The organism is Candidatus Neomarinimicrobiota bacterium, from assembly GCA_016784545.1.
In the GTDB taxonomy this organism is placed as follows: domain Bacteria; phylum Fidelibacterota; class UBA8477; order UBA8477; family JABMPR01; genus JABMPR01.
On sequence record JADHUM010000019.1, the window covers coordinates 20906 to 46286 of the forward strand.

Annotated in this window: 21 protein-coding genes; all 21 read right to left on the reverse strand. The window is 44.7% G+C overall.

The features are described from left to right. Positions 1-18: 18 nt before the first annotated feature. The 21 genes from ftsA to ISR87_06045 all read right to left on the reverse strand — a co-directional run bounded on the left by ftsA (position 19) and on the right by ISR87_06045 (position 25263). Complete coding sequence (gene ftsA, locus ISR87_05945; protein MBL7024981.1) at positions 19-1269, reverse strand: cell division protein FtsA; 1251 nt, start codon at positions 1267-1269, stop codon at positions 19-21. Then, positions 1266-2039 carry an FtsQ-type POTRA domain-containing protein gene (locus tag ISR87_05950; GenBank protein MBL7024982.1) on the reverse strand — a complete coding sequence of 258 codons (774 nt, stop codon included), beginning with the start codon at positions 2037-2039 and terminating at the stop codon, positions 1266-1268. The genes ftsA and ISR87_05950 overlap by 4 nt, the downstream gene beginning before the upstream one ends. Then, positions 2040-3401 (reverse strand): UDP-N-acetylmuramate--L-alanine ligase, encoded by a 1362-nt coding sequence (locus ISR87_05955; protein MBL7024983.1) that lies wholly within the window; start codon positions 3399-3401, stop codon positions 2040-2042. It abuts the gene before it with no gap. After that, positions 3394-4536 carry an undecaprenyldiphospho-muramoylpentapeptide beta-N-acetylglucosaminyltransferase gene (gene murG, locus ISR87_05960; protein ID MBL7024984.1) on the reverse strand — a complete coding sequence of 381 codons (1143 nt, stop codon included), beginning with the start codon at positions 4534-4536 and terminating at the stop codon, positions 3394-3396. Before murG ends, ISR87_05955 begins: the two co-directional genes overlap by 8 nt. Further along, the gene (locus tag ISR87_05965; protein ID MBL7024985.1) at positions 4526-5650 is read right to left on the reverse strand and encodes an FtsW/RodA/SpoVE family cell cycle protein; all 1125 of its coding nucleotides are present in this window, start codon (positions 5648-5650) and stop codon (positions 4526-4528) included. The genes murG and ISR87_05965 overlap by 11 nt, the downstream gene beginning before the upstream one ends. Further along, positions 5647-7023 (reverse strand): UDP-N-acetylmuramoyl-L-alanine--D-glutamate ligase, encoded by a 1377-nt coding sequence (gene murD, locus ISR87_05970; protein MBL7024986.1) that lies wholly within the window; start codon positions 7021-7023, stop codon positions 5647-5649. Before murD ends, ISR87_05965 begins: the two co-directional genes overlap by 4 nt. Before the next feature lies 1 nt (position 7024). Beyond that, complete coding sequence (locus tag ISR87_05975) at positions 7025-8134, reverse strand: phospho-N-acetylmuramoyl-pentapeptide-transferase (protein ID MBL7024987.1); 1110 nt, start codon at positions 8132-8134, stop codon at positions 7025-7027. Next, a complete protein-coding gene (murF, locus tag ISR87_05980) occupies positions 8134-9501 on the reverse strand; it encodes a UDP-N-acetylmuramoyl-tripeptide--D-alanyl-D-alanine ligase (protein ID MBL7024988.1) in 1368 nt (455 codons plus the stop codon). Before murF ends, ISR87_05975 begins: the two co-directional genes overlap by 1 nt. Continuing rightward, positions 9485-10957: a UDP-N-acetylmuramoyl-L-alanyl-D-glutamate--2,6-diaminopimelate ligase gene (locus tag ISR87_05985; protein MBL7024989.1), complete on the reverse strand. Its 1473-nt coding sequence runs from the start codon at positions 10955-10957 to the stop codon at positions 9485-9487. The genes murF and ISR87_05985 overlap by 17 nt, the downstream gene beginning before the upstream one ends. Beyond that, positions 10957-12930, reverse strand: a complete 1974-nt coding sequence (locus ISR87_05990) for a transpeptidase family protein (GenBank protein MBL7024990.1) — start codon at positions 12928-12930, stop codon at positions 10957-10959. The genes ISR87_05985 and ISR87_05990 overlap by 1 nt, the downstream gene beginning before the upstream one ends. After that, positions 12927-13226 carry a hypothetical protein gene (locus ISR87_05995; GenBank protein MBL7024991.1) on the reverse strand — a complete coding sequence of 100 codons (300 nt, stop codon included), beginning with the start codon at positions 13224-13226 and terminating at the stop codon, positions 12927-12929. Before ISR87_05995 ends, ISR87_05990 begins: the two co-directional genes overlap by 4 nt. After that, positions 13213-14097, reverse strand: coding sequence for a 16S rRNA (cytosine(1402)-N(4))-methyltransferase RsmH (gene rsmH, locus ISR87_06000; protein MBL7024992.1), 885 nt, complete (start codon positions 14095-14097; stop codon positions 13213-13215). Before rsmH ends, ISR87_05995 begins: the two co-directional genes overlap by 14 nt. Positions 14098-14159: 62 nt before the next feature. Beyond that, on the reverse strand, positions 14160-14621 hold the full coding sequence (gene mraZ / locus ISR87_06005) for a division/cell wall cluster transcriptional repressor MraZ (protein MBL7024993.1): 462 nt from the start codon (positions 14619-14621) through the stop codon (positions 14160-14162). 314 nt (positions 14622-14935) lie between these two features. After that, complete coding sequence (locus ISR87_06010; protein MBL7024994.1) at positions 14936-15730, reverse strand: helix-turn-helix domain-containing protein; 795 nt, start codon at positions 15728-15730, stop codon at positions 14936-14938. A 114-nt stretch (positions 15731-15844) separates the two neighbouring features. Then, positions 15845-16441, reverse strand: a complete 597-nt coding sequence (gene maf / locus ISR87_06015; protein ID MBL7024995.1) for a septum formation protein Maf — start codon at positions 16439-16441, stop codon at positions 15845-15847. Then, on the reverse strand, positions 16438-20304 hold the full coding sequence (gene porU, locus ISR87_06020) for a type IX secretion system sortase PorU (GenBank protein ID MBL7024996.1): 3867 nt from the start codon (positions 20302-20304) through the stop codon (positions 16438-16440). Before porU ends, maf begins: the two co-directional genes overlap by 4 nt. A 301-nt stretch (positions 20305-20605) precedes the next feature. Continuing rightward, positions 20606-21301 (reverse strand): OmpA family protein, encoded by a 696-nt coding sequence (locus ISR87_06025; GenBank protein ID MBL7024997.1) that lies wholly within the window; start codon positions 21299-21301, stop codon positions 20606-20608. Beyond that, a complete protein-coding gene (locus ISR87_06030; GenBank protein MBL7024998.1) occupies positions 21294-21986 on the reverse strand; it encodes an OmpA family protein in 693 nt (230 codons plus the stop codon). Before ISR87_06030 ends, ISR87_06025 begins: the two co-directional genes overlap by 8 nt. A 6-nt stretch (positions 21987-21992) precedes the next feature. Next, positions 21993-22820: a MotA/TolQ/ExbB proton channel family protein gene (locus tag ISR87_06035; GenBank protein ID MBL7024999.1), complete on the reverse strand. Its 828-nt coding sequence runs from the start codon at positions 22818-22820 to the stop codon at positions 21993-21995. A gap of 40 nt (positions 22821-22860) precedes the next feature. Then, positions 22861-23292 carry a heme-binding domain-containing protein gene (locus ISR87_06040; GenBank protein MBL7025000.1) on the reverse strand — a complete coding sequence of 144 codons (432 nt, stop codon included), beginning with the start codon at positions 23290-23292 and terminating at the stop codon, positions 22861-22863. Positions 23293-23445: 153 nt separating this feature from the next. Then, complete coding sequence (locus tag ISR87_06045; protein MBL7025001.1) at positions 23446-25263, reverse strand: SurA N-terminal domain-containing protein; 1818 nt, start codon at positions 25261-25263, stop codon at positions 23446-23448. Between the last annotated feature and the right edge of the window lie 118 nt (positions 25264-25381).

Here is a 25381-nt window from a genome sequence, read left to right on the forward strand (position 1 = left end):
TTTGGATGTGTTTTCTTATTAAAAATTTTTCTGAAAAAATTCAGTTATGGTTTTAAACAGTCGAGCAGGAGTCCATCTATCATCGAGACCTGTCTCTTCTGATTGAAATTTTGCTGCATAGGCGATAAGGCCGGTAGCGGTGGCATATTCAGGACTATCTATCCGCTCTGTGGTATCAATAAATCCAATGGGACTACCCAGACGGACGGGAAGATCAAAAACACGTTTTGCCAGGGAAATAATTCCAGGAATCTTTGATCCACCTCCAGTAAATACCAAGCCAGAATTCAGATGTTTCATCATGCCATTCTCTTCCAGGTTGGCTTTGACCATTCTAAGGGTCTCATCCATACGTGCCTCGATGTACATTGAGAATTCGGATTCATTGATATTGCGATCCTGACGACCACCAACCCCTTTTACATCAAAAACTTTATCAACTTCAGTTTCAGCGGTGAAGCAATGACCATATTTGAGCTTGAGAGCGTCAGCCTGTTCGTCAGTAATCCTGAGAATGCCGGCGATATCTGAGGTGACCTGATTTCCACCAAAGGGAAGGGAAGCGGTATGTTCAACGCCAAATTTGGAAATGACGATGGCATCTGTTGTCCCAGCGCCAATATCTATGAGACCCACACCGACTTTCTTTTCTTCCTCAGTTAATACAGATTGGGCAGAAGCAATGGGCTCCAGGACAAAGTCTTTGACCTGACAGCCAGCATGGCGTACTGCTGTAATAATATTTTTTGTGCTTGCTGTGGCTGATGTGACGAGATGAACCTGTGCTTCAAGCCGGCGACCGGTCATGCCAACAGGATTCCGTAAGCCAGCTTCATCATCCACTGTAAATTGTTGTGGAATGACATGGATGATCCTGCGTCCATTGGGCAGACCAACAGCTTTGGCTGATTCGATAACCCGGTCAACATCTTCCTGTGTAATCTTAAGTTCCTTTTCCATGCCCCGATTGGAAAGATCGGCAATACCAATAACACCAGTAGCATTCAGGCTGGCAATGTGCTCTCCAGCAATTCCCACTGTGATTTGCCCTGCTTTTATCCCGGCATGGGCTTCAATATCATCCAGGGCCGTTCGGATAGCCATAGCAGTGGCTTCGATGTCAACAATTGTTCCACGTCGAAGTCCTGTGGATGGTGAAGTACTGAGACCGACTACCTTAAGCACATCATCGTGATCTGGTTCTGCTGCAATTGCGCATACCTTGGATGTACCAATGTCTACGGCTACGTATATTCCACGGCTGTTCATCGTGATTCTCGCTCCTTTACGATGACCTGGCGATCAAATCGCAGATCGATATACTGATAGGGACTGATGATCCCTGAATCTGATTCTTCGGATACAAATTTTTCCAGAATGATACTGTTTAGAATAGCATCATCCTCGTTTCCCAGAAAAACTGAGGTCCCGTGAGTGGCTGATATCAATTTTATCCCGCGCCTGTCATAGGAAATCTCAGATATATCCAGATATATGCCCTGATGTTCTTTGCGAATTTTCTTAAGGAAACTGACCAGCATCTGTACGGTCTCATCTGGAATAACCTGACCGATGTCAGAGGTCGGTACATCCACATCAATCCCGGTTATGATGGGTAAATTATACAGCATTCCCTTGTCTGGTAGAGGTAGCAGAATGGCCTTTTCATCAAGGGTCATGATGTCCTGAACAGCTATATAGGCTACAGGAAGAACATCATACAGGTAGATATCAAGGGAATGGGGATAGTTCCTGGTGACCTTGGCACTCCGAATGAGGGGATATTCCAGAAACCGGTCCTGAATTTCTGCAAGGTTGAGATCAGTGAGGGAAATACCCAGGTAAACTTCTGTGAGGCTTTTAACTCTTTCCGGGCTCATGGTGCGTTGGCCATAAAGATTGATCGCTTCAACTTCATCACTTCTGAGCAGGCTGGCATAGGTCACACTCAAAAATCCTATCAATAGCACAATAACCAGCAGACCTGCTGAAAAAGCCCAGCTAAGTGGTGGAATGGTATATGTTGATACCCGTGCCACTTACGCTTCTCCCTCCAGGAACAGTCCATGAAGTTTCCAGATATCGCCAGCACCCATGGTTATTACCAAATCGTTTCTTTCCAGTTGGGGACTCAAAAATTTGTATACTTCGGCAATGCCAGAGAGAAGCTGGATTTTACCGCTTCCAAATTCTAAAATCATTTCAGATGTAACGCCAGGGATGGGCAGTTCTCGGGCTGGATAGATATCAGTGAGGATAGCGATATCAGCCATTTCCAGTGCAGTGGCAAATTCCTGGGCAAAATCTCTGGTTCTGGAATATAAATGGGGCTGAAAGATGGCAATAATTCGAGAGTCTGACCACCCACTACGCGCAGCCAGCAGGGTTGCTTCCAACTCTGAAGGATGATGGGCATAATCGTCAATGAATTGGACACCATTTCTGGAACCCCTGAGCTGGAATCGACGCTCAACACCATGGAAGGACTCCAGACCAGCTTTGATATGCTTGAAATCAATCCCCATCTGATCTGCGAGTGTACAGGCGCCCAGGGCATTCATGACATTGTGGTCCCCAGGCATGTTTAGGATAATATTTCCCAACTTTTTACCCTGTTTGACCACAGTGAACTTGCTGGTGAAGTTATTTACTTCAATGTCAATAGCTTGGTAATCAGGCATATTGGTCAAACCATAGCTTATAACAGGGTGGGGGCTGCGGTTGGCCAGCTGAAGCAATTCTGGGTCATCACCCTGCAAGACAAGCAGTCCTGAATCATCCAGTTTAGATATGAATTGTAGAAAAGTGTCACGGACATCCTGCAAATCCTTGTATATATCCAGATGATCAGCTTCAAGGGTTGTCACAATGATCTGAGTGGGTTTGAGCGCCAGGAAGGACCTGTCATATTCATCAGCTTCCACGACAATATGATTCTGTTTCCCGAGACGCAGATTTGATTTCAGGTCTGGGAGGATTCCACCAACCAGTATGCTTGGATCGAGACCTGCTGCGATTAGTATCTGTCCACACATACCTGTGGTCGTGGTTTTTCCATGGGTGCCAGCAATTGCTACGGTATAGTCGTAAGCCTCTGCGATCTGACCCAACAACTCAGCCCGACGAATTTCCGGGATATGGTGAGACTCAGCATAGGCTCGCTCAGGATTTTCAGGTTTCACAGCGCTTGAGTAGACGACCAGGTCTGCGTCATGAGCATGACTGGCTGCGTGGCCGATATAGACTTGAATGTCGGCTTTTCTGAGAGAATTGAGCAATTCGCTATCCAGCTGATCAGATCCTGAGACCTGCTTACCCTGTTGCTTGAGCAAGAGTGCAAGCGCGCTCATCCCGATGCCACCGATACCGACAAAATGAATATGTTTTGCTGACTTAAGCACAGGTGCTCGCAATTCTTATGATGCTGTCGCAGATTTCCTGAGTGGCTTGAGGACGCCTGAGAGCAGCAGATGCTCGAGCCATCCCGCTAAGTTTTTCTTTGTTGGTGAATATGTCAGTAAGCAGAGGGAGAAATGCGCCTTCTGCAAGTGCAGATTCAAGAATAACCCTGGCTGCACCAGCTTTTTCCTGACTTCTTGCATTAAATTCCTGATGATTCGCTGCTGCACTGGGGAGGGGAATCAAAATTGAAGGCAATCCAAAGTGATTGATTTCTGTCAGCGTCATTGCACCTGCACGACAAACCATTAAATCAGCTATGGAATAAGCCTTATCCATCTCCTTGATAAATGGTTTGAGGACGATGCGAGGATTTGTGCCAATCTGTTTCTGACAGAATTCGAAATCAGATTTGCCCGTTTGCCACAGTACTTGCATGCCCAGCTTTTCCAGATATTTGGATATACGATCAATAAAATGCAGATTGATTGCCCTGGCTCCCTGAGACCCGCCCAGAATAAAGAGGGTTGGAATTTCAGGATTTAAGCCGAAAAACGCTGCCGCTTCACTGCGATCGCTGGGATCACCCATATAACGGTTGGGATTACCTGTCAATTGAGTTGTAGCACCTTTGAGGTATTTACCGGCATCCTCGTAAGTGAGAAATACCTGTCTGGCCTTGGGTGCAAAAAGTCGTGTTACCATTCCGGGGTAACTATTTTGTTCCTGAAGCACAATGGGGATATTATTTCGAAGGGATTGACGAACGGGTACAGCGCTAGCATAACCACCTGTTCCAACTGTAATGTGCGGATCAAAATCACGTAAAGCTCGGTTCGCTTTGATAATTGATGCAACCATGCGACCAGGGAGAAAAAAGTTTTGCTTGAAACCTGCCAGAGATATTGATCTGGAAAGACCCCTGATAGGCAGAGCTATAAGCTTGAAACCAGCCTCTGGGATCAGACGTGTCTCCATCCCGTAGTCACTTCCAAAGAATAAGACTTCCACATCTGAGAATGCACTTTCCCTGGCAACACAGGCCTGTAATCCTTCAGCAATAGCCAGAGCAGGGATGATATGGCCACCCGTTCCACCACCGGCAAATGCTACTCGCAACATATTATTAGAAGTCAATGTTCAATACCCTTTCGGCTGACAAAATCTTACCTGACTCATTGTTGGAGGAAATGTTAAACAGGATCCCCAGCATTACAGCCGTAGCCAGAAGGTTTGAACCTCCATATGAAATGAGGGGCAGGGGAAGACCTGTGGTTGGCAAAAAACCCGTCACCACACCAATATTAACCATGGCAAAACTGAATAGAGAGAAGCTGATACCAATAGCCAGAAGCATGCTGAATGAATCTGTTGAATTTCTGGCAATTCTCAGCCCTCTTAAAAAGAGAAGTAGAAAGAGAAGTAGAAAGAAGGAGGATCCAATAAATCCAAATTCTTCACCCAGAATACTAAAGACAAAATCAGTATGTGGTTCTGGTAGAAAAAGATCTTTAACATAGCTATTGCCCAGACCAACACCGCCTAAACCACCATGAGCCAGGCCCATGAGCGAGTGATGTACCTGGAAACCCTCATTTGCCACATCTACATTATCACTGAAAAAAGTCATGATGCGTTTCCACATATATGGCCTGCTCCAGGCATAGATGAGGGCCGTAATAGATCCAACGGATAAAAATGCCGAGATATGACTGATCTGAACATTCCCGAGATAGAATAGAATCAGACACAGCATCATAATCATGAGGGATGAGGAAAGATCCGGCTGGATGGCAATCAGAGCCACCACAGTGGAAACAATGAGGAAAGCTGGTAGTATGCTCTTTTTAAAATCAGTGAGCGTCTGCTGATTTCGATGGAGATAATCCGCTATAAAAATAATCATCCCAAGGCGTACAAAATCAGCTACCTGAAAACTAAAGCTGCCCAGGTACAACCAACGGGCAGGATGCCTCAGCCCCATGGATTTATTATAGATCAACACACCGACCAGCATGAGATAGATACCAATGAGAATGAAGTAGCGCAGGTGTTTGAAATACTGATGGGGAAATCTGGAAAAGATTATACCCAGGATGACGGCAATTGTGCCATTCATAAGATGGCGTTTTAGATAATGTGCTGAATCGGCATTCTGGGAGGTGGAGGCTGAATACATAACGACAGACCCTGCAACAAACAGTATAATGACTATAATAAACAATACTTTATCAAGATGGAAAAATTTCACATTGACCATCCTTCATGAGCTTGTATCAGGGTACGGAAATGATCACCACGGGCTTCAAAATTTTCAAATTGATCAAAACTTGCACAGGCTGGTGAGAGGAGCAGTACATCACCAGCTTCGCCATGATTGAGACAATGGTTTATGGCAGCTTCTATGGTTTCAACCTTTCGCGTTTGCAGGGCAGGGCTGATCTGGGTTTGAATGATATCTGAAGCTGCTCCCACCAGAAGGACTTCACGCGTTGTAGCTTCCAGTTGAGAGATGAGCGTCGTAAAATCACCGCCCTTGTCCTTGCCACCCAGAATGAGCCATAGGGGTTGGGGGAAGCTGTGAATGGCAACTTCAGTTGAAGCAATATTGGTCGCTTTAGAATCATTGTAACAACGGATGCCCTTGATTCTGCCCACATATTCAATGCGATGCGGAACTGCAGAAAATGTCATCAGACCTTGAGCCAGTATTGCAGGATCATTGATAAAATCCATGACGGCAGCAACTGCAGCCAGGGCATTGCTTAAATTGTGCTTACCGGGCAGAGGCAGGGCTTTGGCGGGAAGAATGGGACTCCATTCACCGTCTCTCATGATACCGATGACACCTTCTGCCAACATGACATCACCGCCAGATGGGCTTGACACTGAGAAATATCGGATGGGATCCACTGTGATATCGTGACGTGACAACTCAGGATCATCCCTGTTAATAACAGCCATGCACGTGTCGTCAAGATTCCTGAGCAAGCCTAGTTTGGACTCGTAATAGGCTGCCAGACTTGGGTACCGGTCGAGATGATCTGGTGTCAGATTCAGTATTACCGCAACTTGAGGTTTGAAAGTATCAATATTATCTAACTGAAAACTACTGACCTCTAATACAAATATGGGTTTTGCAGGCTCTTTTTCAAGTCTATCCATTAACACTTCAGAAGCGGCCACACCTACGTTCCCACCAAGAAAGCTATCGTACCCTGCAGTTAGGAGTAGATGGTGGATAAGATTTACGGTGGTTGTCTTACCATTTGAACCGGTAACGGCAATAATTGGAGCATCGATGAACCAGGATGTCATCTCAATTTCTGAATACAGCGGAATATTCTTAGTCCTGATCTTTTGAATGATATCAGCATTCTCAGGGATGCCAGGGCTGACAACCACGAAATCACTTTCAAGGACGTCAGGAGAATGATAGCCGAATTCAAATTCAGCTTCAATGTCAGCCAGAATTTGACGTTTATCAGCATCAAATTTATCAGCATCAAATTCACTCACCAGAACCTTCGCTCCAAAATGTCTGAGCAGTCGTGCTGCACCCATGGCAGAGCGTTGGCTCCCCAGGATGGTAACGTTTTTACCTGATATGTCAGCAGTATTCATGTTACCTGATCTTGAATGTCGACAGCGTTAGAAAGGCGAAGAGAATTCCCATGATCCAAAAGCGGATCACTATTTTATTCTCATCCCAACCTTTTAGTTCATAATGATGGTGAATCGGGGCCATGCGAAATAGCCGGCGACCTTCACCATGCTTCTTTTTGGTATATTTGAAGTAGCGCACTTGAATGATCACGGAGATGGATTCAATGATGAATACACCACCTGCGAAGGGGAGTAGAAACTCTTTCTTCAGCATGACTGCCACCGCCCCAAGTGCGGCACCAAGAGCCAGCGACCCTGTATCGCCCATAAAGACCTCTGCAGGTCGAGCGTTAAACCAGAGAAAACCAAGCGAAGCTCCAATAAGTGCCGCACAAAAGACAGTGAGCTCTCCTGCACTAGGGAGATATATGATATTTAAATATTGACTAAAATCTGCACGGCCTGTGATATAGGCTATGCCAGCAAAAACGAGGGCTGCGATTGCCATAAGACCTGAAGCAAGACCATCGAGACCGTCGCTGAGGTTGACAGAATTTGACGTTGCAGTAATAACAAAAATAACAAAGGGGATGTATATCCAGGCAGATTTGAGATCGAAAACCAGGTCCTTGAAAAAGGGGAGGGTAGTAGCAGTCTCAACACCTGCAAATTCAGGATGAAGTACCATGACGCCACCCAATACCAAGCCCAGACTTATTTGCCCAAGGAGTTTATAGCGGGCGATAAGACCTTTCTTAGACTTTTTTACGGCCTTGAGATAGTCATCGATAAATCCAACAATTCCCATCCAGACCACTGAGACCACCATCATTTGGATATAGACATTATCTAACCTGCCAAATAAGAGAGTAGGTACCAGAATCGCACCGATAATGATGAGGCCACCCATGGTAGGGGTCCCGGCTTTGGCCGAGTGGGATTCAGGTCCGTTGGTTCGAATAGTTTCGCCAATTTGCATTTTATGCAGTTTTTTAATAATCCAGGGGCCTACAATAAATGAAAACAGGACCGCAGTAATGGCAGCACCAGCTGAGCGAAAGGAAATGTATCGGAATACGTTCAATGCAGAGAAGTATTCCTGGAGGGGCAACAGTAAATGATATAGCATTAGTTGTTTTCCTTATAGGCATTGACATAATCTTCCAACTGCATCCCACGAGACCCTTTTAAATAAACAAGGTCTCCTTGCTTGACTTCATTCAAGAAATGTTGAAGAGATTGTGATTTATCTTTGCTGTAGAAAAGTGATGTAAAACCCTGTTCTTTAAGGTAATTAGCACTACTGGAAACTGCTTCCCCAAATAAAATAATGTAATCAAATCCGGCCATGAGCATTTGTGAAGCAGCTTTGATATGTGATTCGATGCTCTGAACACCAAGCTCCAGCATGTCGGCGAAAATGAGAATTTTTCTTGCTGACGTCTTGATTTCAGCCATGGTTTCAAATCCAACTTTTGCACTGGCTGGATTAGCATTATAGGCATCATTATAGAAGTGCACCCCCCCAACTTCTTCATGTTGCATGCGTCCAGCTTCACCTGGGTAATTCTCAAGAGCTTCCTGAAGTTGGTCAAAGCGAATACCATTTTGTAAAGCAATGGTAGCTGCAGCAGCTGCATTTAACACGATGGCCTTCCCAGCCTGACTCAAATGGGCAGAGAATTTTCTGAATTGAAGATCATAGCAACCTAAGACATCCGGTCCTGCCATTGTGAAGCTGCGTTCAACTTCCTTTTTAAAGCTAAAGGCGATATGATTGGGGCAGCTCTGCCCCAACTGTGCGACTCTTTGATCATCAACATTCACGAAGGCGCGCCCATGGTTGGCACCGAGATATTGAAATAATTCACCCTTGGTAGCTTGAATAGTCTCGATATCATGAAAAAATTCAGTGTGTGCCAAAGCGATATTGGTGATGACACCTTGATCCGGTTGGGCAATTTCGCACAGGTACTGGATATCACCTTTTTGGCTGGCGCCCATTTCAATCACTGCCACTTCATGGGATTCGTTCAGCTTCAGAATTGTCAATGGTAAGCCAATATGATTGTTAAAGTTACCATCAGTTGATAATACGGAAAATCGCTTGCTCAGGATATGCGCGAGCAGGTTTTTTGTGGATGTTTTTCCGTTTGTCCCTGTAATGGCGATGAGAGGTATCTTAAAAAGCTTCCGGTGTGCAGTGGCAAGGTCAGCAAGAGATTTGACCGGATCTTCTGTCATTATCAGAGGGATGGAAGCGTCCCAATCTTCGTATCCGTCCCATGAAGTGGAGGCCATAACTGCTGAAGCGCCACGGGAAATGGCTTTTGGGATATAGTCATGACCATCCACTTGGGAACCGATAAATGCAACGAAGAGGTCTCCAGCATTTAAGCTTCGAGTATCAATACTGACACCGGTTATGGGGGACATGATGGCCCCCTTAATGCTTACATCAGGGAGCGACGTAATAGTTTCAGGCAGAATAGCCATGTTGCTCCATGAATTGATCTACAATTGTCATATCGCTAAAAGGTTTGCGTTCACCCATGATTTCCTGGTAAGGCTCATGCCCCTTGCCCAGCACAGCAACGATATCGCCTGGTTTGGCTTCCAGTAAAGCCGCGTTTATTGCTTCAGTCCGATCTTGAATGACGCAATAATTTGAGCGCTCGCCGCAACCAGCAATGATCTCCTGGATAATATTGAGAGGTGCCTCTGTTCGAGGATTGTCATCTGTGATGAATGCTTTACTGGAGAGGCGAGTTGCAATTTCACCCATAATGGGACGCTTACCCTTGTCCCTGTCACCACCACAGCCAAAAACAGTGATGAGACGATTCTCCGGGTAGGATTCAGCCAGGGTCGCGAGTACGGTTTCCATGGCATCCGGTGTATGCGCATAATCCACAAAAACCTGAAAAGGTGCACGGTGTGTTATTTTTTCCAAACGACCAGGTACCATGGGAAGCGTTTTGGCCGAGATCTCAACCTTCTCAATATCACATTCCAACTCGATGGCTGCTGCATAGGCTGCCAGGAAGTTATAATAGTTGAAAGTTCCAACAGTATTTACCTGTACAACTCTTTGCCCATAAGGCGTATCCAGGGTGAGTTCAACACCCCGACGGTTTATTGAATGGTCCAGGATTCGGTATTCTGCAATTGAGTTATAGCCGTATCGGATAATTTTCGCTACGCAAACTTCTATGATTCTTTCTGCATAGGGATCATCCATATTGACTACAGCTACAGATTCTTTAGGTAAGCCCTTGAAAAGCAGCTGTTTTGCTGCCAGATAGTCTTCGAGGGAACCATGGTAGTCGAGATGATCCTGGGTAAGATTTGTGTACACTGCAACGTCAAAGGTCAGTCCGTCAACTCGATTTTGTGAAAGGGCATGAGAAGAAACCTCCAGGGTCACTGCTTTTGCCCCATGAGAAACAAATTCTGCAAGAATTTCATATAGATCAGCAGATTCTGGAGTGGTATGCATGAGATCAATGTCAACATCATCCATCTCAGCGCCTGTGGTGCCAATACGTCCAGCCAAGGTTCCACTTTGAGTAAGGAGATGCTGAACAAAATAATTGGTTGTGGTTTTGCCATTCGTTCCAGTGATGGCTACCAGCTTTAAACCCTCTTCAGGATGGCCAAAATAGCTAGAAGCGATGACTGGTAAGGCCAATCGTGAGTCTTGCACCAATATTGAAACTATGTTTTCTGGAATGACGAAATCTGACCGATCATATACAATGACCTGAGCCCCATTCTCAATGGCAGTGTATATAAAATCATGACCATCTGTAATGAGACCGCGTACGGCGATAAATAGATGTCCCGCTTGAACCTGTCTGGAATCATAGCTGATACCAGTGACTTCCGTATTCTGCTCACCGCGTGTTTCTAAAATTTCCGGGACTTGCTGAATGATATTAATTAGTTGCATTATTCACCCAAATAGATTTCTACAGATTGACCTGTTTTAAGTGTTTTGCCCGCTGCTGGCACCTGTCTGATGACTCGTCCACTTCCGTGAGGGACTGGCTTGAGACCCATGGCATAAAGCCCTGAAAGACTCATCTTCAAACTCATACCCAATAAATCAGGCATGGTGATCTGAGCAGTGTTAGCCTTCATGACTGGGAGGGAGGAGCTCAGCAATTGTCCCTGAAGCGACTGCGGTGCCTCGCGGATGCTTTCATCTCTGTCCTTAGGTACAGAGGCCTGTAAATAAGGCTCTGCGTCTCGTCCTTTAAGATTATAAATCCGTCGATAAATTTCCTTGGCAATGGGAGCTGCAATCATTCCACCGGTGTACCCACCTTTTCTGGGATGGTCCACGGTGACGATCAATGTATATTCAGGATCCTCTGAGGGATAAAAACTGGCGAAGGAAGCAACATACTCACTGACATATTTGCCATTTTTTAGTTTTTTAGCGGTACCGGTCTTACCTGCTATTCTCAGGTTGGGCAGGAATGCTTTGTGCCCCGTTCCTTGAGAGACCGCTTTCTCAAGAATATCAGACATGGTATGCATGGTTTTTTCTGAAGCCACACGACGCAACGCATCCATACGGTCAATTTTCTGCTCATGTCCCTTTGGCGTTTTGAGCTTTTGAATGAGCTGAGGCTTCATAAGAATACCACCGTTTCCGATGGCAGAGTAAGCCATGGCCATCTGCAGAGTGGTCACAGACACTTCATAGCCAATGGCAATTTCAGATTTTGATAAATCGGACCAGAGCTTGTTGTTTTTTAGAGAGCCACTGCTCTCATATGGGAATTGAATACCACTTTTTTCGCTGAATCCAAATTTCCGGGCCGTATTAAACATCTGTTTTTCATCAAGTAATTCCATGGCCTTGATGATTCCAATATTGGATGAATTCTGAAGAACTTCTGCGAAGGTTAGCTTGTCAAATGATTTCCAATCCTTTACATCTATCCCATGAATGGAGTATTCGCCTCTTTCACAATCGAAAACGTCCATGGGATGAACCTTATTGTCCTCCAGTAGCGCGGTGGCACCAACTACCTTAAATGTTGAGCCAGGCTCAAAAGCTGACATGATGGGGTGAGCTATCAAGGATGCTTCAGTGATTTTGGAGCGTGAATTCGGATTAAAGGTCGGTATGTTTGCCAGAGCCAGTATTTCACCTGTACTTGGATCAACCAGGATTGCCTCAGCCTTATCTGCGTTGTGTCTCGCAACTGCTTCGCGTAATTCTTCTTCAATGATTATCTGGATGTCTACATCAATGGTAAGAAAGCAATCATCCCCATTGATGGGCTTCTGCTCTCTAAAGCCGCCCCTGATCCTGGTATTGCCCCGACCATCAGAACCAAGCTCTCTCCACCCATCTATCCCTGCCAGTTGATGATCGTAATAATCTTCCAAACCTGACAGCCCATGGTTTTCTGTTCCCACAAAGCCAATCAATGGTGCTGCTACATCACCATAGGGATAATAACGCCGTACGTTTGACTGAACTTGAACACCAACAGGGAGGGGGCTCTGGCTCAATTCGCGACCCAAACGGGGATTCACGTCTTTTTCAAGATAGACAAATGACTTTTTGGTTTTCAGTTTGTTGAGATAGTAACGTTTCGACTTGTTGAATGTTTTGCTAAACAATCTGGCGACTGCATCTTTGTCTTTCACTTGAGCAGGGTGAGCTGAAAATGTGAAATGCTCTATATTATCAGTGAGCTTTTTGCCATAGCGATCATAAAAATTTCCCCGCAGGGGTGATATGGCTATCTTGTCCTCGAATTGTGACTCCAGCGCTGTTCCAAGATTGTCTGGATCAATCACCTGGATATAGAACATCTTCAGGACCAGGGTAGCCCAGATGATGATGGAAGTAACAACCACAAAGATGTACCGTCCGCGAAATTTCTTGTAGGTCATACTCATTTGAGATTTACCCTGACTTCGCGTGTTTCCGGATCAGGCTGAACGAGTCCCAACTTTTCACGGGCAAGTTTTGAGAGTTTATCTGGGCGATGAAGACGATTTCTCTCACTCTGTACAAGATTGTATTCCCCCCGCAATTTGATTTCGCGGGTTCGAAGTGAATCCAGCTTCAATTCACCTGATCTGACTTCTTCGCCCAGCCATATATATAGAAAGAGCAAACTGGCGACCACAGGTATCATCCCTATATAGAGAATCGTCTTTAGGATTTCCTTGCGGGTCTCAGACTGCCGCATGCGACGTCCTTTCAGCTACACGAAGTTTTGCACTTCTGGCTCGGGGGTTTAATTGAGCTTCTTCCGGACTGGCTGTTATAGGTTTTCCACTGATGCGCAGCAGTAGAGGAATTTTTACTTCACTATCATGCATGCCAGGTTGCCGTGGAACATCCTGAGACCATTCACGGAAATGATTTTTCACCATGCGATCTTCCAGGGAGTGATACGAGATGACAGCCAGACGGCCGCCAGGGGCTAAAACTTGAATTGCTATATTCAGGACGGTCTCAAGAACTTCCATTTCGCGATTGACTTCGATTCTGAATGCCTGAAAAACACGTGCAAATGATTTATTGCGAAACCGAGGGTCGACACAGCCAGCGACCGCTTCGCGGAGCTCATCAATTTGCGTCAGTCTTTTATTGGTTCTCATATTCACAATTTTACGCGCTATCCTGCGACTATTCCTTTCCTCTCCGAAGCGATACATGATATCTGCAAGCTGTTCCTGCGAGTATTCATTAATCACCGTTTCGGCAGTAAGCTCATTTGAGCGGTCAAAACGCATGTCCAGGGGACCTTCAAGACTAAAGGCGAATCCTCTTTCTGGATCGTCCAGGGAAAAGGAGTTCAGCCCGAGATCCAGTAGGATTCCGTGGACTTTCGTCATATTCAGGTCAACCAGCACCTGATCCAAATTCTCAAAGTTCGTGCACTTCAAGTGCAGTGTTTGCTTAATTAGGGAAGGGTCGAATTGTTGGAGGGCAGATTCATCCTGATCGATACCGATCAGAGTAGCATCAGCATTTAACAGTAAGGATATTGCTTTTGAGTGTCCACCGAGACCGAAGGTGCCATCTATGTATATCCCAGATCGATCGTTTATCATCAGCGCGCAAACCTCGTCCACCAGTACTGGTGTGTGACGAAATTTCGGCTGACTTAGTTGATTCACGATGATCTAGTGTACTTGTCAATGGCTTCTATATCCTCAGCATCAAGTTGGAACTCAGTTTCCTCATAGCGTTTGAGAATGTCCGGATCCCAGATTTCGATTTCGTCGATCATCCCAATAATCACGACTTCTTTATCAACCCCGGCAAATTGCAGAAGGTTTGCAGGTATCATAACGCGACCCTGGCTATCGAATTTCAGGGGGGTGGCAAATCGAGTAGCCTGTCTTTTATAGGCTCGGTGTGCTCGAAGTTTCGAAGAAAGTGTAAGTAACTCATCTTCCTTCTCACGCCATTTGTCTAGTGAGTATACAACGATATTCTCTTCCTCGCCTCGTGTCACCACGAAGGTGTCCTCACTTGTCTCCGGTAACGCTTTGCGAAATTTCGCAGGAATATTCAATCGACCTTTTGCATCAATTGAATAACGAAATTCGCCTGTAAATGTGTTTGTTCCCATTTCCCGTTTCAGCTTTCTAATAATAGGGATATTTACCCACTATTAACCATAAGTTAGGGATTATAACCCACAAATCAAGAAAAAATGGCAAAATATTGTGATAATTTTGCCAGGGGTGTATTAACAGGATGCTTTGTTGGGTGATGATTATTACATGAATCTATATGGATAAATGCATATAATACAATAAGATAAATGATCTTTAAGATCTAACCAGTTTTGGAAATGTGGGGGCTGGTGAATGAAGCGTGGGTTAAAAACCCAGGTGTTTTTCCTGATTAAGCCTGGAAATGACGCTTAACAGGGGAAGCGAACTACAGGGTTGGATAGGTCTGTAAGTGTCCACCTGTGGAATCTGCTGTAACCACTAACCAGGAATTGCTAAATGGCGATCCTGGCAAGGTATCGCCTTTTACTGATAACAGGGCAGCCTCACCGGGATACAACTGCAGTTCAGTTGAATCAGTGAGTAGAAAATTAAGGGATAGTCCTGGCGCCTGGAACAAGGTGTCAGTTATAAGTGGACCGTCATTTCGGATAATGGAGAGAAAATCGGTTGATGTCACCGTCAAGGTATCCAAATTGGCAGAGAGGAGTGACCCTGAAATATTCATTGATTCCATGCTCTCCGTGCGATTCATTGGCGGTAGGAGTGAGGAAAGCGGCTTAGAATCAGAAGCATTGTCTGGTTGTAAGAGACTCTTGCCAAAGATGATGACGATAATCATTACCACCACTACACCCACAAGGCGAATCACATTACTCTGGGATCCCTTTTCCATCTCTAACAAGTTCTGAGCCTCAGAGAGCATTGCTCCACTCATATCCTGAGATGCATTTAAATCTGAAGATATATTACCAGAAACGCCCTGTTCCCCAGTCAATTTAAGCTCATTTTCAAGACCGCGGAGGATATCCTCAACGGGATAATCTATAGCTTGGGCATAGGCTTTCATGAATAATCGGACATAGGGTACAGGGAGAATGTGATAATCACCCTGTTCAAGTGCCTGTAGGATGCGAACGTTAATTTTTATATCCTCGGAGATCTCCTCCAGGATAAGTCCTTTTTTCAGGCGATGGTTTCTTAAGTCCTCATGAAATGCCACGATAGTTCCTCTTCGCTAAGTGCTGGTGAGTTTAAGTATTTTTCCACGTAAATCAAGACCGCAGAAAGGGAGGCCTATATGTTTTTCCCAGGAAAAAGGGAAATCATAAAAAGATTATTTAAGGGTGATGGAGTAGTGACGGAGGAGATTGTTTAATTTCTCGTTAAAGTCAGAGAGTGGCAAGCCAACCACATTATAAAAGCACCCTTGTATTCGATCCACAAACACACTGGAGTAATCCTGAATCCCATATGCTCCCGCTTTATCGAATGGAGCCCGGGTTTCTATATAATAGTTAATTTCTTCGGGACGAAGTTTTTTAAAATGAACCTGAGTTAACACATGATGCACTTCTTTGATGTTGGATGCCTTTAAATGAAAACTGTAGGCAGTAATTACCTGATGGTTTTGCCCAGAGAGTTGACTAAGCATTCTGTAGGCTGAGGCATCATTTTCTGGTTTTCCTAAAACTTCGTTGCCAATGATGACGATGGTATCTGCTCCAATAACTAAGGCATCTGGATATTGATTGGAGATTTCACCAGCCTTGAGGGTAGCTAGATTTGAGGCATAGCCTGCTGGATCATCGTCCTCAAAAGGTGGCTCGTCAACATGGCTGGGGATAACCCTGAAAGAATAACCGATTTGTTCCAGGAGACTCTTTCTGCGGGGAGAGGCACTGGCTAATATAAGCTGTGTTTCAGGTCTCAACGGCTGATGACGATCTTCTGTAAACTCTGGGCCGGCTCGGTGAAATCATCGCTATCTGCTTCGATCACCAGGATATAGACACCGTTGGCCAACTGATTTCCAAAACGATCTCGACCATCCCATGGGAATGAATTAAACCCCTGGTTCTGAAAACCCTCTGAGTCAGAAACAATTTTACGCCCGGCCAAGGTATAGATCGCATACGCTACCTCAGCAGGATGGGAGAGCATGTAGGTGACATCAGTTTGATCCACCATGGGATTGGGGAAATTGAAAAGATCGTATATACGAAAGTCATTTGCGGCAAAAAACTCAAGTCGAACACTGGCTTCACTGGGATTGTTTTGACTATCCCATGCCTTGGCAGAGACGACATGTTCACCTGGTGGAATTTCAGAAAGATAGGCGGAGAGACGACCCAAGTCAGAATGATCCAGGTCATATTCGAATAATTCTGTGACTTCAAAAGCGTTTTCCCAGTCCCCATCTATGGCAAGTGTAATTCCATGTCCGGCGACGCCAGTCAGATTGATGCCCTGGGCATCACTGATTTCTATTTCCAGTGCTTCATTTGCAGAAAAATGATCACCATTCAGCAGCACCATATTGTCAGAGATAAAAAGAATCTCTGGACCTTCAGTATCCAGTGCTGTTGAATCGGTACCCATAAATCTCAGTGTGTCAATATAGATGCTGCCATCCAGTCCTGATTGATCCCAATACTGAACCCTCAGGATACCTCCCGTCCCGGAATATTTTATATCCTTTGGAAGGGTAAAGCTCCCGGAGAAATCCCTATCATTCACGGAAATCAGCCCTCGAAAAATTCGCTTCCCAGGCAGGACATAGGAAATGCTTGCCGTTGTATTATTATAACTATTATAAAATGATCTGGTCACTGGAGTTGGCGTATCGAACACCGTAACGGCTGCTCTGGCATCTGTACCGAGAGAGGTATCTGCAACACCAGCATAATTGATACGACCCATAGCTTGCATGACAGAGGGTGAAACTGTATCAATATGACCTTTGCGGACAGGAGAGGCCAAACGCAGGGCTGGATCAGAGAACAATATATATTTCTCATTATTTGGATCAGATCCTGCTGTAATATTTTTTGCCATCATGACGGCATCACCCACAGTCAGCGATCTGCCGGCATCAAGTTCAGGAAAAAGAAAATCAAAAAAGTCGGAAAGGAGTATCTCATTAAATACTGCATAGGTTTTGCGGGTTGTGGATAATATGCCAACAGCGCCATTGCTTTCCATGAGCATAAGCTCTTCAGGTACGCATGATGAGTTTACATCATCATATTTTGCCCAGTCGCAGGTTCCAGCCACCCAGAAGGGGAGACGCATGCCGGTTTTGACCAGACCAAGATCTGAGGAAGTAAACACCTCCTCTTGGGCCCACACCGTTGGAGAACCATGACCAAGATAATTCACCATTAAAGTCCCGTTGTACAGCGTTTGGAGAAATGCATCCCGCGCTTTAGGCTTTTTAATGTATGGCGAGTTGGGGTCCTGAACTTCTGGATACTCTGTAAGGTAAACCTTATTCACATGCATACTTGAGGGCATAATCCTGGCCAGCCCTTCTGTATCTCTGATATGTTCATATTCCACTCTGGTGCGACTTGGCCGAAGTGGATCATCTGCAACCAGGGTCACCGTGTTACGCCAGATACCTGGCTCCGGAGTCAGCTCATAGCTGATAATTTTGTCTATCATGATCTCGAGCTGATCATTTGTTTGCGCCGGTAATCTACCAATGGCAATATCAGGTAGCCGATCCCATTCTCCAGATGCAATATGTGTATATCGATCGTCTGTGGAATAGGAACTCACATCCGTATTCCCATCTTTTTGAAAACTGGGTATGATCATTTTGCTCTGACCGGTAATATTACGGAAATCATAATCCGTATCACCAAGAAACAGGACGTACCTCAGCGTCGGTGCGCCCCAGTAGAAGTATACATAATGTAAAAAATGTTTAATGGCAGCTGCATCCTGAGTGCCAGCTGAGAATTCATTGTAAATATCTTCTATAAAGACAATTTCAACATTGAGCTGTTCATCAAAGGGAACCTGCTCTTCGCGGAGGGTCTTCAGTCGTTCTGCTTGTGCCTCAAATATTGAGGGTGTGATAATGATGTAATCAGCCTGCATATCAGTGCGGCGCAGTTTGGGTTCACCCAGATTGACGGTTTCGCTGAGAACAACCTGTTCAGCCTGGTCTTCAGTAAAGCCAATCACTTCGCGGAAACCGTTGTCAGCGATGGAGAATTGATTGTTCGTAATCTCCCATTCATGAATGGCACTGGGATCTGTGATATCCCATAAATGAAATTGGGGAGTGGTATCATGAAAGATCAACTTATTCACACTGCCGCTAAGATCTACGGTTCCAAATAAATAGTCCGGGGAAGGCGCTAATTGCCTGTCATAGATCAATCTCAGGCTGTCCAGGTATAAAATAGAGGCGTTGGAATTACTTCGATACCCAATGCTCAGCGTGTTGGCTCCATCACGTAACATGTTTTCACCAGCAGTACCACTAAGGACGATCTGTTTATAGAGTCCATTATTCTGACTCACGTTAAAAGCTACACCGTTCAACTCAATATCCAGGAAATGTTGGAAAATTCCTGCATCATAGTCAATGACCATCAAAGCGTTAAACTTTATTTCTGAATCTAAATCGAGATAATTGTCAGTGAAGTTGAGACTGAATTGATCTGTTGTACCGGTAAGCTTTTCTCCAATCCAGGTCACCCCTGAATGAAGTTGATTGTGTAGCTCAGATTCATGATAAATACGTTTCTCATACGCGGTGATGGTGTGTGTTGCATCCAGAGTTGATTCTTGAAGCACACTGACAGTGTTGGCAGTCTGATTATCCTGATCAGGGATGCATAACCAATAGAAGCGTTGATTCCCATAGAGATGTGTAAAATTATTGCTTTTGAATTGACCATTCAGAGCTTGGGCAAAAAAGAGAATTTCATCATCTCCACTCATTACGCCATCCTCCAGGCCCTGGGTTTTCATGCTGATGGCTTTCAGGTTATCTGGCATGGGATCCGTGTTGCTCAACTCAAAGGGTAGGGATTGACCTTCATAATAGGGGGCATAAACTTGCCAGCTAAGGGGGTTTGAATCAGGCACATTTCCAGGAAAAGAACTGGCATTGATACGTTGAATGCCCATTTCATTGATTGGGAAGCGAAACCATTGACCGGTAGGCAGGGAACTGGCAATTCGATGCAGGCTTTGCGGCTCAATTTTGGCCCAATTTGATGCCATCTGCGAATTGAGGTAGGTCGAGACAAGATCGCTATCCTGTATCCGACCCCCAGTGATATTGTCTGGGAAAATCAGTCTGAAACTGATGTTATCCAGTCGTTGACCTGGTTCTGCATAGGGCATGATTAAGATTCTGGCTGTATTGAATGCCCGAAAATCCTCCGCAGAGATGACATTGATAATTTGTGAGCTTTGGAGAAGTGGCAAATCCATATCGCTATGGAGATCGCTGTTCTGAATTTTACCGGGTAGTCGTGAATCCTGACTGGATTGTGAATAAATAATCTCAACTTCTGGAAGGGTTCCATCTGGAGGTAATAGAATTGGGATACTAAAAACAGGGTGAATTTTTTCCTGTTCAGGATGAAATGCAAATTTGGCATCAGCCCAACGGGGGAGTTGGATAATGTTTCCATCAATCTCGTATTCAGATAATTGTGGGATCTCAATCTTCAAGTCTATGGTCATACTATGTTTCTGTACCTGTGAAATTGATAGGTCCATGCCTGCGAGAGAGGTGGCGAGTACGATTAATGCAAATAGTTTATTCATGAATTCCTAAACGTAAATCCAAGGGGATTGTTCCTCAGTCATATTTGGTAATAATAATTGAAAAGTCACCTCCACAAAGGGAAATGATGCACAAACAGAATTATAAGTGGATAGAATATTAATTAGGGTCTGTCCATAAAGTAAGTTTTTAATAGCTGCTACTACAGCTTTTCACAACGAATCTGTCTACACCCTATGGGTTTCGATAGACAAATTTGACGAATATTGCGAAATAGCATTAAATGTTTTCGTGAATTTTGTCAAATTTGTTGTGAAAGAAGCGTTTAAAGACAAACTCTAATTAGAGTGATTGAACCAGCGAGGCTCCGATGAAAATTTCAACTCGACGATTGATTTCACGTCCGGCCTGGGTTGAGTTGTCGCCAATGGGTTGAAATTCACCAAATCCACCAATGGCAAAAATAGAAGCTGGAAGACCGGTACGCTCCTGGAGTTGGATCATGATTGATTGAGCTCTGGCTGCACTTAACTCCCAATTGTCTCGATAGAGTGCGTTGCGGGTCAGAGGCATATCATCTGTGTGACCTTCAATTCGAATTTCTACCTGCCAGCGCAAACCTGATGATTCCAGCTCTTTCAAGAATGCTGCATGCTCGGTATCCAGAAGATGGAAGATGTGAAGATTCTGGATGGAGGCGGCCACAGCATCCAGCTGGTAGAGGTGAGTGCTAACTGGCTGAGCGGAAGCAACCTCAAAAAGTCTTGGATCCTTCAGTGTGATTTGTACACCCTTTGAATTGCGGCTGACTGAAATTTCTTCAATCCCAGCATTATCCATGGCTACCTGGACTTCTCCAGAAGCCTCATCGAGACGATCATTCACCCAGGCATGCACCTTGTTTATCTGACCAGCTCGCACGGTGATCATCATGATAAAGAAACAGATTAACAGGGTAACTGTATCCCCATATGATAGCACCCAGCTGGATCGGGCATTACCTGCGACCTTGGCTATTCGTTCTGATCGGTTAATCATTCTCGATTTCCACCAATTGGATATCTAGGTAAATTTCCACGCGACGGTTTTCATCATAATTTGTTTCATCAACCAGGGGGTGAAAGGGACCATATCCAGAAATGGAGAAATAAGATTCTGGAATGCTTGTCTCCCCAATGAGGAACTGCGCAACCTGATGGGCTCTGGCTGTTGATAAATCCCAATTGTCCCTAAATCGTGAGGATCGGCCCAGGGGTACTGCATCAGAATGCCCTTCGATGCGAACGTTAATTTTTACGGTTTTTCCTGATGCTTCCAGTTTGGCAAATATGTCTTTGTTCCGCACAGGAATTTTTTCCAGCTCTAATCCGCCGATTATCCGGGCAACCGCTCTTAGATAAAATATGAAATTGATGACAATTTGATCCTCACCAGATTCAAAAAAGGTTTGATCACCAATGGCAGAGGGGATGAGAAGTTTGATACCTTTGGGGCCTGCATGTTCAACGTAGAGCCAGTCAAGTTGGCGGTCCTGCTTCTCTTTCATCACCTTGGCATAGATGACGTCTTTCATCTGGTCAGCAAATTTGAAAGTGGTGTTTGCATCCTGTTCAGCTTTAATAATCAAAAGCAGAAAGAAGGCCAGTAGACCAGTGAGGAGATCACTATAGGTAACCTTCCACGAGTTGGATGCCCGTTCAGAAGTTAATGATAGGTCAGGCATATGATATTAGGTCGTGGTTTGTCTTGCTGCCTTCCGCGTATCTTTGTCTACAAATGTAAGCAGTTTCTCACGCATGATGAGTGGGTGTTCTTTGGAGTGGATACTAAGAATTCCGGCCTTTATTATATTGAGACCATGAACTTCTGCATCTGAGCGTGCCTTCAACTTCCCGGCAATGGGAATAAAAAGCAGATTAGCCAATAACACACCATAAAAAGTAGTGACCAGGGCGATACCCATACCCTGCAGCAGGGCTGACATAGAATCCTGTGCCCCTGTAGCATAACTGTCTACACTGGAAGTGGATGCCTGACGTGTCATCATGAGGATTAACCCCATCACGGTTCCAAGCAATCCGAAGGCAGGGGCGTATGAACCCATATTATAGAAAATCTCCTGACCATTTGAATGTCGATCAATCATGGAGTTGAGTTCATTGTCGAGAAAATTTTCAAGTTTCTTGGGGTCTCTTTCCAGAATCGCATTCTCGAGACCCATCTGTAGATAATGGTTGTCTACTCCATCCAGAATGGTTTCCAGAGAGGGCAGCCCTTTTTTCCTGGCTTGCTCAGAATATCCAGCAAGTTCATCAATAACTTCGAGATGATTGAAGGAACTTCCATTTGAAAAAGCTTGAAGTGAAACCTTTAGCATTCCGATGACATTCCTTAAAGGATAATTCACCAATGTGGCTGCAAAAGTCCCCCCTAATACAATAGCCAGGCCACGAAGGTTGAAGAATGTATCTGGAGGCGTAAAAGTACCAGGTTCGGACATTCCAAAAAAGACCAGGAACAAGCCGAAAATTAATCCAATTATGGTTGCAATATCCATATTCTCCCCTTGGGATTCGATCTATAATTTTTGGAGCAATTTACTCTGGATACAATGTATTTGCCCAGTCTAAAAGACTCTCAATTTGACTATCGCTCAAACTTGCGCCTGGGTGCAATAGCAGATAGGGCAGGATGGGCATTTTTCCTGCTTCTAAAACTTCCAATATTTCATCGGCAATATCCGTGCTATCAAAGGCATCCATACCTGAAAATTCTGAAAAATTCAGATGCTTTCTGCCTTCGACAACGTCTCGCGTAATGAGGAATGATCCTGGGGCAATGCGGCTGTACCAGGGCCATTCAGTTTCATTTGAATGACAATCATAGCACGAGGTTTTAAGTATTAATTTTATATCTGACGGCGCCGAGGCATCCTGAATAATCGGTGGGTTTGTCTGATTGAGCGGAACAAGTTGCATGATGATGAACAATCCGACAATAACGATCAGTATAATTTTTGTTCGCGTCACAAAATTCTCCTTTAAAAACCAATTATGACAACATAATTAATGAGGAGGAAATATAAAGTCTTATTTGGGTGAGATTCAGGTTGCAAGTGCTTCTGATAAATAAAAAACGGGAAGCAAGCTCCCCGTTTTTTGAGACAATATTTGACTTAAAACTTATAACATGCGAAGACGGTTGTCCATTATCTCAGCATTCTCGCGAAGGGCTTCTAGATATTTATTCCAGATTTCATTTTGTCGCGTTTGTGTCAGGCCATTATATAGATCGTCATATTGAGCTGCAAAGTCTTCCTGGTTGAAGTCTGAACGAGCATTTAGTCTGACTATAATAGCACCGCGAGGTGTATCAAAAACAGGTGAAATTGAACCAGTTCTGGCATTTTCCAGAAAACCAAAAATCTCATGGACTCGACCCAAACCTTTGAGGCTGGCATTACCCATGGCCCCCGTGAGGCTTTCGTGGACCAAATCTTCGCGATCATCCAGTTTCACGCTGGCCCAATCATTTTCAGCATCTAGCTGGGTGAGAAGGGCGGATGCTGCATCATTTGCCAGGGACTGCTTTTTCTCATTCATCAATTTGCGTTCGATACTGACCTTGGCCTGATCATAAGGTCTGGGACCAGCTGGAGTGATTTCTGAGAGCATGAAAATTGCGAAATGTGTCTCATTCTGCATCACCTTACTGTGAGTACCAACTTCAGAGAGGAAAGCAAAACGGACGGCCGATTGAAAAGATCCAACACCAGATACAAAGGTGTCCTTTTGATGGAGTTTATTGCTGGCTTTTGCACTCATCCCCAGTGAATCAACTGCTTTTTCAAACCCGACCTCGTCAGCCATAAATTCAAGGTTTTTCAAACTTCTTCTGATTTTATCGCGAGTGGTTTCGCTGGGTAGAATTTTTATGAGGATATGGCGGGCTTCAACTTCGGGCTGACCTTCAACTTCTCTCGTAGATTCAACTTTGATGAGGTGATAACCAAACTGAGTTAATACAGGGCCTACAACTTCACCTACTGGAGCTGCAAATGCTGCATCTTCAAAAGGTTTAGCCATTTTACCTTTTCCAAACCAACCAAGGAATCCACCATTTGGAGCTGAAGGACCTTCAGATTGAATTTGAGCTGTGGCTTCAAAAGATGCGCCAGCGACTATATCAGCTTTGATATCCTCAATGAGGTTCAGGGCTCGTGTGGAGTCTGATGCAGTGGCTTTAATCTCAGTTGCAACCACTTGCAAGCCGCGTGTTTCATCCTGCTGATAATCTTCAATGTTCAGGTCATAATAATTTTGCGTCTCTGCTTCGGAGATTTCTACTTCATCATCCTTCCAGAGGGAGGTTTTCACGAAAAGATAATCCAGGTCATAGGAGATATTGTTTTTCATGTACTCTGCCCGGACTTCTGCATCTGAGACCTGAGTGGTAGCCAGTACCTTTTGCTGTAATTTTTCAACCGGGACGATGGAGGCAACCTGTTGCCTCATGGCAGCCCAAAAACTACCGGCTTGAGGGGAATTAACTGCTTCCTGATAGGCGTTATAGTCGAATTCTCCAGCTTCAGAAACAAAATATTGACGAACGCTGGGGTGAATATTTTCAGAGAAGTAGTATTTTATCTCATCTGCAGAAACAGATATGCCCTGTTTCTTTATCTGCTGTTGAATAAGCAGTTGAGTCACCATGGTTTCCCATACTTGATCCGTTAACTGGGCCATTTGCTGTTCTGTTGGTTCGGATCCGTTGCGTTGTCTATAGTTTTCCCGCTCATTTTGTAGAGAACGCATGAAATTTTCTCGGGAAAGCTCCTCGCCATTTACCATAGTAAAGGCATTGGGTTGATTACCGCTGAGCAGGTCCGTGATATCCGCACCTCCAACCAATCCACCTACAGACATGGTCAGTACGAAGACAACAACCAGAAATATCATGATCCCAGCCATGTTGTCCCGCATTTTATTCATCACACCCATTTTGTTATTCCTCCTGCGCTACTCATAGCGTATAAAAATTTTGGATTTAAAAAAAGCCGCCCAATATAGTTTCACACACATGGGGTTGCAAGGGTGGCTGACACTGAATTAGAATAGT

What these genes read in the sequence shown, in the direction of transcription:
- ftsA (MBL7024981.1), bottom strand. Translation starts at nt 1,269, where the DNA reads ATGAACAGCCGTGGAATATACGTAGCCGTAGACATTGGTACATCCAAG.
- murD (MBL7024986.1), bottom strand. Translation starts at nt 7,023, where the DNA reads ATGAATACTGCTGACATATCAGGTAAAAACGTTACCATCCTGGGGAGC.
- ISR87_05975 (MBL7024987.1), bottom strand. Translation starts at nt 8,134, where the DNA reads ATGCTATATCATTTACTGTTGCCCCTCCAGGAATACTTCTCTGCATTG.
- murF (MBL7024988.1), bottom strand. Translation starts at nt 9,501, where the DNA reads ATGGCTATTCTGCCTGAAACTATTACGTCGCTCCCTGATGTAAGCATT.
- ISR87_05985 (MBL7024989.1), bottom strand. Translation starts at nt 10,957, where the DNA reads ATGCAACTAATTAATATCATTCAGCAAGTCCCGGAAATTTTAGAAACA.
- ISR87_05990 (MBL7024990.1), bottom strand. Translation starts at nt 12,930, where the DNA reads ATGAGTATGACCTACAAGAAATTTCGCGGACGGTACATCTTTGTGGTT.
- ISR87_05995 (MBL7024991.1), bottom strand. Translation starts at nt 13,226, where the DNA reads ATGCGGCAGTCTGAGACCCGCAAGGAAATCCTAAAGACGATTCTCTAT.
- rsmH (MBL7024992.1), bottom strand. Translation starts at nt 14,097, where the DNA reads ATGATAAACGATCGATCTGGGATATACATAGATGGCACCTTCGGTCTC.
- mraZ (MBL7024993.1), bottom strand. Translation starts at nt 14,621, where the DNA reads ATGGGAACAAACACATTTACAGGCGAATTTCGTTATTCAATTGATGCA.
- porU (MBL7024996.1), bottom strand. Translation starts at nt 20,304, where the DNA reads ATGAATAAACTATTTGCATTAATCGTACTCGCCACCTCTCTCGCAGGC.
- ISR87_06025 (MBL7024997.1), bottom strand. Translation starts at nt 21,301, where the DNA reads ATGATTAACCGATCAGAACGAATAGCCAAGGTCGCAGGTAATGCCCGA.
- ISR87_06030 (MBL7024998.1), bottom strand. Translation starts at nt 21,986, where the DNA reads ATGCCTGACCTATCATTAACTTCTGAACGGGCATCCAACTCGTGGAAG.
- ISR87_06035 (MBL7024999.1), bottom strand. Translation starts at nt 22,820, where the DNA reads ATGGATATTGCAACCATAATTGGATTAATTTTCGGCTTGTTCCTGGTC.
- ISR87_06045 (MBL7025001.1), bottom strand. Translation starts at nt 25,263, where the DNA reads ATGGGTGTGATGAATAAAATGCGGGACAACATGGCTGGGATCATGATA.